The 10,323-nt window shown below is 73.7% G+C and carries 7 protein-coding genes; 3 read left to right on the plus strand and 4 right to left on the minus strand.

Annotation, left to right across the window (positions count from 1 at the left end; translation table 11 throughout):
* Window positions 1-142: 142 nt before the first annotated feature.
* Complete coding sequence (locus UW392_RS36340; protein WP_320779480.1) at window positions 143-2,710, minus strand: ABC transporter permease; 2,568 nt, start codon at window positions 2,708-2,710, stop codon at window positions 143-145.
* Entirely contained in the window at window positions 2,707-3,495 is a 789-nt protein-coding gene (locus UW392_RS36345; RefSeq protein ID WP_320779481.1) for an ABC transporter ATP-binding protein, read from the minus strand. The genes UW392_RS36340 and UW392_RS36345 overlap by 4 nt, the downstream gene beginning before the upstream one ends.
* 421 nt (window positions 3,496-3,916) lie before the next feature.
* On the opposite strand from UW392_RS36345, the gene UW392_RS36350 reads away from it, so the two are divergent.
* The 3 genes from UW392_RS36350 (at window position 3,917) to UW392_RS36360 (ending at window position 7,646) form a co-directional block, all read left to right on the plus strand.
* The gene (locus UW392_RS36350) at window positions 3,917-5,410 is read left to right on the plus strand and encodes an MFS transporter (RefSeq protein ID WP_320779482.1); all 1,494 of its coding nucleotides are present in this window, start codon (window positions 3,917-3,919) and stop codon (window positions 5,408-5,410) included.
* Between the two features lie 239 nt (window positions 5,411-5,649).
* Window positions 5,650-6,039, plus strand: a complete 390-nt coding sequence (locus tag UW392_RS36355; protein WP_320779483.1) for a DUF485 domain-containing protein — start codon at window positions 5,650-5,652, stop codon at window positions 6,037-6,039.
* A 26-nt stretch (window positions 6,040-6,065) separates the two neighbouring features.
* On the plus strand, window positions 6,066-7,646 hold the full coding sequence (locus tag UW392_RS36360; protein WP_320779486.1) for a cation acetate symporter: 1,581 nt from the start codon (window positions 6,066-6,068) through the stop codon (window positions 7,644-7,646).
* Window positions 7,647-7,698: 52 nt separating this feature from the next.
* Here UW392_RS36360 and UW392_RS36365 read toward each other — a convergent pair whose 3' ends face one another.
* Window positions 7,699-8,583 (minus strand): cellulose-binding protein, encoded by an 885-nt coding sequence (locus tag UW392_RS36365; protein ID WP_320779484.1) that lies wholly within the window; start codon window positions 8,581-8,583, stop codon window positions 7,699-7,701.
* Window positions 8,584-8,874: 291 nt separating this feature from the next.
* The coding region (locus UW392_RS36370) for an SUKH-4 family immunity protein (protein ID WP_320779485.1) at window positions 8,875-10,323 on the minus strand (1,449 nt) is incomplete at its 5' end.

Below are 10,323 nucleotides of genomic sequence, written 5' to 3' on the forward strand. Positions count from 1 at the left end.
TGTCCAGGGTACGTCGCCTCGGCGGCGTTCACCCGTTGAGGCGATCGCCGGCGGCGGGCCGGGCACGCGCGCGGCGCCGGGGAGTCGTGGTGACTCCCCGGCGCCGTCCCCCGTGTCCCCCGTGCACGGTGGTCCTGGTGGGCTACTCCGTCGCGATCGCGTTCAGTACGTTCATCCGGCCCGCCCGGAAGGCCGGGATCAGGGCCGCGAAGAGGCCCACGAAGGCCGAGGCGACGAAGACCGTGGTGATCGTCGGCCACGGGATGTCCAGGACGTTCAGCCCCTCCAGGGCGAGGAGCCGCTGGGCGGTGGTGCCCCAGCCCATGCCCAGGCCGAGGCCGAGCAGGGCGCCGAAGAGGGCGATGACCACGGACTCCATGCGGATCATGCGGCGCAGCTGCCGGCGGGAGAGGCCGATGGCCCGCATCAGGCCGATCTCCCGGGTCCGCTCGACCACCGACAGCGCCAGGGTGTTCACCACGCCCAGCACCGCGACGACGATCGCCAGGGCGAGCAGGCCGTAGACCATGTTGAGCAACTGGCCGACCTGGTCCTTCAGCTCCTGCTTGTAGTCGGCCTGGTTGCGCACCTGGTACTGCGGGTAGGGGTCGAGCGCCTTCTTCAGCGCGGTGTACGCCTGCTCCTCCTGGCCGTCCTTCGCCGCCGCGAACATGATGGTGTTCGGCGGGACGCGGTCGGCGGGCAGGTACTTCCGCAGCGTGTCCATGCTGATGTACCGGGCGCCCTGGTCGATGGCGGTGGCGTCGTCGGTGACCGCGGCGACCTTCAGCTTCGCCGTGGCGCCGCCCTCGAAGGCGACGGCGATGGTGTCGCCGACCTTCACCCCGTGCGCCTCGGCGTACTCCGAACCGACCGCCATGGCGTCCGTGGCGTACGCGGCGGACAGGTCGCCGGCCGTCGTCGGGCGGCGCAGGTCCTGCGCGTAGGTCGGGTCGGCGGCGGTGACGCCGTCGTCGTCCTTCTTGCCGTCGGGCGAGGTCAGCGTGGCGTCCAGCATCTTGTACCGGGTGACGTGGTCCAGCCCCGGCGTGTCCCGCATCGCCTTCTCGGCCTGCGGCACGATCCGCTGGTCGCCCTCGACGATGAAGTCCGCGCCGACCGACCTGTCCAGTTCGCTGGTGGCCGAGGCGACCATCGAGGAGCCGACCACCGACAGGCAGGCCACCAGGGCCAGGCCGATCATCAGGGCCGCGCCGGTGGCGCCGGTGCGCCGCGGGTTGCGCAGGGCGTTGCGCTCCGCCATCCGGCCGACCGGCCCGAACATCCGCAGCAGCACCGCGCTGATCACCCGGACGACCGCGCCGGCCAGCAGCGGGCCGATCACGACGAACCCGATCAGGGAGAGCACCACGCCGAGGCCGAGCAGCGAGGCCCCGTCGGCGGCCTTGTCGGCCTGGGCCGCGGCGTAGAGCGCCGCGCCGCCCGCGCCGGTCAGCAGCAGGCCGATCGCGCCCCGGACGCGGCCGGCGCGGCCGTCGGCCGGGGTGCCGGCGTCGCGCAGCGCGGCCATCGGGGAGACCTTGCCGGCCCGGCGGGCCGGGAGGTACGCGGCGAGGACGGTGACGACGACGCCGAGGACCAGGCCCACCACCGGGGTGGTCACCTTCACGGTGAGGTCGTCGGTGGACAGGTTCATCCCCGCGGCGCCCATCAGCTTCATCAGGCCGACGGCGATGCCGACCCCGGCCGCGACGCCGAGGACCGAGCCGACGACGCCGAGGAACAGCGCCTCGATCAGCACCGACCGGTTGACCTGGCGGCGGGAGGAGCCGATGGCCCGCATCAGGCCGATCTCCCGGGTGCGCTGGGCGACCAGCATCGAGAAGGTGTTGATGATCAGGAAGATGCCGACCAGGAAGGCGATGCCGGCGAAGCCGAGCATGGCGTACTTGATGACGCCGAGGAACTCGTCGATGTCGGCGCGGCCCTCGTCCGACGCCTCCTTCGCGGTCTGGATCTTGTAGGTGGAGCCGCCCAGGGCCTCGGTGACGTTCCGCTTGAGCGCGGTGTCGTCGACGCCGGGCGCGGCGGTGACGTTGAACTGGCTGAACCGGCCGGCGGAGCCGAGCAGTTCCCGCTGGGCGGTGGGGGTGTCGAGGTAGACGACGGCCGCGCCCGGGTTGGTGACGGTGAAGGAGGCTATGCCGACGATCCGCGTGGTGAAGTCGCCGGTCTGCGCGATGGTGCGCAGTTCGTCGCCGATCTCCAGGCCGTGCTTGTCGGCGGTGTCGGCGTCGACCATCGCCTCGGTCGGCCCGCGCGGGGCGTGTCCGGAGGTGATCTCCATCGACCGCAGGTCGTTCTCGGTCCAGTTGCCGGCCATGGTCGGGGCGCCGTTGGTGGCGCCCACGTTGTCGTTGTCCCTGTCGACGACGGTCACGTTCATCGAGACGACCGCGCCCTCGACCGCCCCGACACCCTCAGCGGAGCCGATCCTGTCCAGGGCGGAGGCAGGCAGTGACTCCGGGACGCCGCTCTGCGAGGCGTCCTCGTCGTCGTCGCCCTCGGGGGCGACCGTCACGTCGGAGGAGGTGACGGCGAAGAGCTTGTCGAACGTCGTGTTCATGGTGTCGGTGAACACCAGCGTGCCGGAGACGAACGCCACCGACAGCAGCACCGCCACCGCCGAGAGGGCCATCCGCCCCTTGTGCGCGAGGAAGTTGCGCAGGGAGGTCTTCAGCACGGTCATGACGTACGCCCCCGGGCGTCGAAGTCCTTCATCCTGTCCAGGACCTGGTCGGCGGTGGGGGCGCGCATCTCGTCGACGATGCGGCCGTCGGCGAGGAAGAGCACGCGGTCCGCGTAGCCGGCGGCGACGGGGTCGTGGGTGACCATGACGATGGTCTGGCCCAGCTCGTCGACGGACGTGCGCAGGAAGCCCAGTACCTCCGCGCCCGCGCGGGAGTCGAGGTTGCCGGTCGGCTCGTCCCCGAAGATGATCTCGGGCCGCGCGGCGAGCGCCCGCGCCACGGCCACACGCTGCTGCTGGCCGCCGGAGAGCTGGCTGGGCCGGTGCTTGAGCCGCCCCGCGAGTCCCACGGTGTCCACGACCCGCTTCAGCCACTCACGGTCGGGCCCGCGCCCGGCGATGTCCATGGGCAGCGTGATGTTCTCCAGCGCGCTCAGCGTCGGGAGCAGGTTGAACGCCTGGAAGATGAAGCCGACGCGGTCCCGGCGCAGCCGGGTGAGCTTCTTGTCCTTCAGCCCGGTGATCTCGGTGTCGTCCAGGAAGATCTGACCGGAGGTCACGGTGTCGAGGCCGGCGAGGCAGTGCATCAGGGTGGACTTGCCGGAGCCCGAGGGACCCATGATCGCGGTGAACTCGCCGCGGGCGATGTCCACGTCCACGTGGTCCAGGGCGACGACCTTGGTCTCCCCCGACCCGTAGGCCTTCACGACCTGCCGCGCCCGCGCGGCGACGGCCGTACGCCCTGAGGTGCTCCCAGCCCTGGGAATGGTCACGGCCGATGTCATGGCAAGTCTCCTATGTCGGTCATCAGGTGAGCCGCCGGTGCCGGCGGGAAGTCGTGTGCTGCGGGATCGGCTGTTCGGTGTCGCAAGTCTGGCCGCCGCGGGGGGCCGTCCGCGATGGTGTCCAGCGCAGTCTTCGACGGGGGAAAACCCCACCCCCGCCCCTGCGGTTCACCGCCCCCCAGCGGCGTAAGGCCAGATTAAGGACGCCGCACCCGACGTCTCGTCCTCCGGCGGTACGAACCCTCCCCGAGCCGTAGTACGGAGGTACCCCTAGGGGCGCTCCCCCTGCCGGGGGAGGGCGTCTGAGGGTCGCTCTCCTCCCTTCGGTGCACCCGGCGTCCGCCCTCCCGCCGCACGGGCCCCAAGTGCGAAGCTGTCCACGCGAGTTGCGTGTACGGGGAAAACAGAGGGAGGGGTCAGGGTGGACGGCACCAGGGACGCGGTACGCGGCACCGTGGAGGCCGCCGGGAGCGGCAGGCGCGGTCCGGTCGTCGCCGCGCTCATGCTCGCGATGGCGCTGGCGGCCCTCGACTCCACGATCGTCTCCACCGCCGTCCCGCAGATCGTCGGCGACCTCGGCGGGTTCTCCGTCTTCTCCTGGCTCTTCTCCGGCTATCTGCTGGCCGTCACCGTGACCCTGCCGGTGTACGGCAAGCTCTCCGACACCTTCGGCCGCAAGCCGGTGCTTGTCGTGGGCGCCGTCCTCTTCCTGCTGGGCTCGCTGCTGTGCGCGGTCGCCTGGAACATGGCCGCGCTGATCGCCTTCCGCGTCGTCCAGGGGCTGGGCGGCGGCGCGCTCCAGGGCACGGTGCAGACCCTCGCCGCCGACCTGTACCCGCTGAAGGAGCGCCCGAGGATACAGGCCCGGCTCTCCACCGTCTGGGCCCTGTCCGCGGTGGCCGGCCCCGGCATCGGCGGGGTGCTCGCGTCGTACGCCGACTGGCGGTGGATCTTCCTCGTCAACCTGCCGGTCGGTACGGTCGCCCTCTGGCTGATCGTCCGCCATCTGCACGAGCCGCGCCGGGGCGGCGACGCGCCACGCGCGCGTGTCGACTGGGCGGGCGCGCTGGCGGTGTTCGCGTGCGGCGGCGTTCTGCTCACCGCGCTGGTGCAGGGCGGGGTGGCCTGGCCCTGGCTGTCCGCGCCGTCGCTCGCCCTGTTCGGTACGGGGTCGGCGCTGCTGGCGGCCGTGGTGGTGATCGAGCGCCGCGCGGCCGACCCGATCATGCCGGGCTGGGTGTGGCGGCGCCCTACGATCGCCGCGGTCAATCTGGCGCTCGGCGCGCTGGGCCTGCTGATGGTGGCGCCGACGGTGTTCCTGCCGACGTACGCGCAGTCGGTGCTGGGCCTGGCGCCGGTGGCCGCCGGGTTCGTGCTGTCGGTGTGGACGCTGAGCTGGCCGGTGTCGGCGGCGCTGAGCCAGCACGTGTACCGCCGGATCGGGTTCCGCGACACGGCGCTGCTCGGCATCGGCACGGCGTCGCTGATCCTGTCCGCGTTCCCGTTCCTGCCCTACCCCGGGGCGGCGTGGCAGCCGGCGCTGCTGATGCTGCTGCTCGGCGCGGCGCTCGGCCTCTTCCAGCTCCCGCTGATCGTCGGGGTGCAGTCGACGGTCGGCTGGGCGGAGCGGGGCACCGCCACCGCGTCCGTGCTGTTCTGCCGCCAGACCGGGCAGACCGTCGGCGCGGCGGTCTTCGGCGCGATCGCCAACGGGGTGCTGGCCGCGCGGCTCGGCAGCGGCGACCTGGACTCGGTGACCCGGGCCCTGGACCCGGGCACGGCGAGCGAGTCGGCCCGGCACGCGATCGCCGACGCCGTCGACGCCGTGTACCTGGGCGCGGCGGGGGCGGCGGCGGTGGCGTTCCTGGTGCTGCTGACGCTGGCGCCGCGGAGGTTCCCGGTGCTCGCGGAGTGAGCCGTGCCGGTTCCTCCGGCACCTGGGGTTATCCACATACCGACCACTCAGTTTGGGGAAAACCTCCCGCGGACCCGAACCGACGAGTAGCGTTCCTGCACCGCACCCCCACGCACCACGCACCACGCACTTCGCACTTCGCACCGCGCACTTCGCACGCACCGCGCCCCCCACTCCCTGCGGTCCGCACCATCGGATCCGAGCCTCGCAAGGAGCACGGGATGTCATATGACCCGTACATGCCATACTCGCCGCCGTACCCGCCACGCCCGCCGCAGCCGCAGCCGCCCCAGGAGGACGACCAGACGCTGCGCCTGCCCTCCGTCCGCCGCCTCGGCGACGTGCAGGAGCTGCGCGCCGCCTACCGGCGGCAGCGCCGGACCGCGACCTTCACCGCCCTCGGCTACTTCCTCGTCTTCCTCTGCCTGGCGGCGTTCGCCCCCTCCGCCCTGACCGCCGACGTCACGGACGGCCTCCCCCTGGGCCTGCTCCTGGCGCTGCTCCAGCTCCCCGTCACCTGGCTGGCGATCGCCCTGTACGAGCGCACCGCGCGGCGCGGCGTCGACCCGCTCGTGGAACGGATGCGCCAGGAGAGAACCGTGGACGTCCGACGGGGAGCGGCCCGGTGACCGGGTTCAGCGAAGGCGAACAGGCGATGTTCCTGGTCGGGTTCTCCGCGGTCGCCACCCTCACCCTGCTGCTGTGCGTGATGACGGGCCCGGACCGCGACGACCTCGACGAGTTCTACACCGGGTACGGCTCGCTGTCCCCGATGCGCAACGGCCTGGCGATCGCCGGCGACTACATCTCCGCGGCGACCGTGCTCGGCACCGGCGGCGTCATCGCCCTGTTCGGCTTCGACGGCGTCGTCCTCGCCCTGAGCACCGCGCTCTCCCTCCTTCTGCTGATGTTCCTGATGGCCGAACCGCTGCGCAACGCGGGCCGGTTCACCCTCGGCGACGCGCTGGCCCGCCGCACCCGCAGCCGCGCCGTCCGCGTCACCGCCTGCGCGGTCACCCTCGCCGCCCTGCTGCCGATGATGCTGGTGCAACTGGCCGGCACCGGCCAGCTGCTGTCGTTCCTGCTCGGCTTCTCCAGCCCGGCCCTGGAGACCGGCTGCGTCATCGGCGTCGGCGCGCTGATGATCAGCTACGCGGCGATCGGCGGCATGAAGGGCACCGCCCTCATCCAGATCTTCAAGATCGTGATGCTGCTGGGCTCGGGCACCGTGGTGACGCTGCTGCTCCTGTACCGGTTCGGCTGGAACCCCGGCGCCCTGTTCGACGCCGCCGCGCGGCGCAGCGGGGCCGGGCAGGCGTTCCTGCACCCCGGCCTGGAGTACGCGGCCGGACCGCGGCCCGGCCTGGACATGCTCTCCTCGCAGCTCGCGGTGGTGCTGGGCGGCGCCTGCCTCCCGCACGTCACCATGCGCATGTACACCGCCTCCAGCGCCCGCCAGGTACGCCGCTCGATGTCCTGGGCGGTCTCGCTCGTGGCCCTGTTCGTGCTGGTCGTCACCGTGGTCGGGTTCGGCGCGACGGCGCTGGTCGGCCGGGAGACGGTCGCCGCGACCGACGCCGCCGGCAACTCCGCCTACCTGCTGGGCTCCCGCGCGGCGTTCGGCACCGACGTGACGATGGTGGAGGCCGTGCTCTTCACCACCGTGGGCACGGCCATGTTCCTCACCCTGCTGGCCTCGGTCGCCGGGATGATCCTCGCCTGTGCCAACTCTCTCGCCCACGACGTCTTCGCCACCCGGGCCCGGCCGCTCACCCCGCGCCGGGAGATGACGCTGGCCCGGCTCTCCGCCGTCGCCGTCGGCGTTCCCGCGATCGCCCTCGCGGTCCTGGTGCAGCACCGCAGCCTCCAGCCGCTGGCCACCCTCTCCTTCTGCCTGGGCGCCTCGGCCCTGTGCCCCGCCCTGGTCTACAGCCTCTTCTGGCGCCGCTACACCCGCACCGGCCTGCTCTGCACCCTGATCGGCGGCAGCCTCGCCGTCCTCGCGCTGATGCCGGGGACCAGCCTGGTCTCCGGCACCCCCGTCGCGGCCTTCCCCGAGGCCGACTTCAACTGGTTCCCGTTCACCACCACGGGCCTGGTATCCATCCCGGCGGGCTTCGCCCTCGGCTGGCTCGGCACGGTCCTGTCCGGCCGCCGCCGGACGGAGGCGCAACGCCGGGACTACGCGGCACTGGAACCGGAACTGCTGGCGGGAGCGGTGCGGGAGAGGACGTAGGCGCGGCCGGCGACCGGACGCCCGCCGGCCAGTCCACCGGTCAGTCCACCGGTCAGTCCACCGCCTTGCCCGTCAGGGCGCTGATGCGGCTGCGGACCTGGTCCATCTGTGCCTGTACGTCGTCCCAGCGCTCCCCGTGCTCGCGCAGCACCCGCTCCGTCTCCCGGGCGGTCCGCTCCCCGCTCAGCCGGGCCTCGGCCAGCACCTCGGCGGCGCGGGCGCGGGCCTCCTCCGGCAGCCGCCGGGCGGCCTCCTCGGCGGCGGCCAGCTCCCGCTCGGCGGCGGCGAGTTCCCGCTCGGCGCGCGCCACGGACTCCTCGTGGCGGGCGTCCGCCGCGGCCGTCCGCGCGGCCTCCTCCCGTTCCGCGCCGGCCAGCCGCTCCGCGTGCTCGGCCGCCTGCTCGGCGAGGGTCCCGGTGACCCGCTGCCGCGTCTCCCGCAGCGCGCCCAGCACCTCCGTACGCCCGGCCTTCACCTCGCGCCGGCAACCCACGCGCACGTCGTCGGCCTCGGCGCGGGCCGCGAGAAGCCGCTGCCGGGCCCACTCGTCGGCCTCGGCGCGGACCGCGTCGGCGTGCGCGCGCACGGCCTCCGCCACGTCGGTCGCGTACGCCCGTGCCTCGTCCACCAGCCGCTCCCCCTCGGCCCGCGCCCGCTCCCGTACGGCGGCGGCCTCCTCCCGCGCGAGCGCGAACAGCCCGCGGGCGCTCTCGCCGAGGGTCTCGTACGTCTGCGGAGCCAGCCCTGCGACGGCCTCCCGCAGGTCGGCCAGCTCCTCCTCCATCTCCCGGGCCAGCACGGTGAGCCGCGCGGCCCTCTCCCAGGCGGCGTCCCGCTCCTCGGAGAGGGCCGCGGCACACGCCTCGACCTGCTCGGGACGGTAACCGCGCCGTCGTACGGTCACGAAGCCGTGTGGCGGCATCGACGCGCTGCTCATCCTGGAACCCCTGTTCGTCCGACCCGCAGTACATCGCCCGATAGCGGACTTAAGGGACTTTATGGATCAGAGGTAAGTGTTCATAACGCGACACTCCGGGCGGACGGGGGCGCGGACACGCCGGAGGACCTGGACACGCCGGAGGGGCCGGACACGCCGGAGAACCCGGACACGCCGGAGGGGCCAGACCCGCCGGAGGGGCCAGACACGCCGGAGGGGCCGGACCCGCACGCGCTGCTCGGCGTACGGGCCCGGCCCCCCGGGGACCTGACGGCGGTCAACGACCACGGGTCACAGCAACCCGTCCCACATCTCCTCCAGCAGCACCGACCACCAGCTCTCCGGCGACCCGAGCGCCGGCGCGTCGAGCGCCGCGAGCTGCGCCTGGAAGTCGACGGTCCAGCGCCCCGCCTGCTCCTGGTTCAGCCCGAACCTCAGCCGCCACATACGGCCCAGCAGCGCCAGGCAGCGCGCGAACTCGGGCAGCCCCGTGTTCACGAACTGCGGCGGTACGGGCGCGCCGTTCGGCCCGGCCTCCACCGGTACCGCCACGATGCTCGCCGTGCCGTACTGGACGCAGACCGCCTTGCCGAAGTCACTGCCGACGACCAGGTACGACCCCGCGTCCGAGGCCGGCCGCACACCGCGCTCGGCCGCCAGCTCCGCCAGCGTCGGCACGGGGCGGCCCGGCTGGGCCTGCGCCCAGAAGAACGGGCCCATGTCCACCGGCAGGCCCGCCGTCACCAGCGTCTGCGCCACGACCGGCGGCACGCCCTGCCGGTCCACGGCCGCCTGCTCGAACCGGAACACGCCCGGCCCGAACGCCGCCGCCATCTCCTGGGCCACGCCCTCCGGCGGCAGCGGCGCGGCGGGCGCCACGGACGGCAGCGGCGCCCGGACCGGCGCGGGGCGCGCGGGCCCGTCGGCCACCTGGTGCAACTCGCCCTGGTGACCGATCAGTTGCCGCATGCCCTGCTGACGGCTCGCGTGGTCCGTGCCGTACGGCGCGATCGACGTGATCCGCGCCTGGGGCCACTGCTCCCGGATCATCCGCGCGCAGTACGCCCCCGGCAACTCGCAGGACTCCAGCTCGGTGTGGAGCTCAAGGACCTGGTCCGGCGGCACGTTCATGGCCCGCAGCTCGTGGTAGATCTGCCACTCCGGATGCGGGGTCCCCGGCGCCGACCGCCGAATGAGCTGCTGCTCCGACCCGTCCTGGGCGCGGTACCGCAGCACGGCCTGATACCCGGGCCCGACGGTGGGCTGCCCGGCGGGCGGCGGATAGCCGTAGGCCGGGGGGTGGGCGGCGGCAAGGGGGGTGCCGGGGGCGACCGGGGCACCGGGGGCGACCGGGACACCGGGGGCGACCGGGACACCTGGACCACCGGGGCCACCAGGGGCACCGGGACCGACCGGGACACCTGGACCACCGGGGCCACCAGGGACACCGGGACCGACCGGGGCGCCCGGAGCACCGGGGCCACCAGGGACACCGGGACCGACCGGGGCGCCCGGAGCACCGGGGCTACCAGGGGCACCGGGACCGACCGGGGCACCGGGGCCACCGGGGCCACCGGGGCCACCAGGAGCGTGCGGGCTGCCTTGGGTGCCAGGGCCCCCCGGGGCTCCCTGGCCGATCGGGGGTGGAGACGCGGCGAACACCGTCGGCGCGTGGTGGACGCCCTGGGGCGCGCCGGCGGCGGGGGCGCCGGGCGCACCCGGTGCGCCCGGCGGGTGGGG

This window comes from Streptomyces sp. CRN 30 (genome assembly GCF_034105845.1).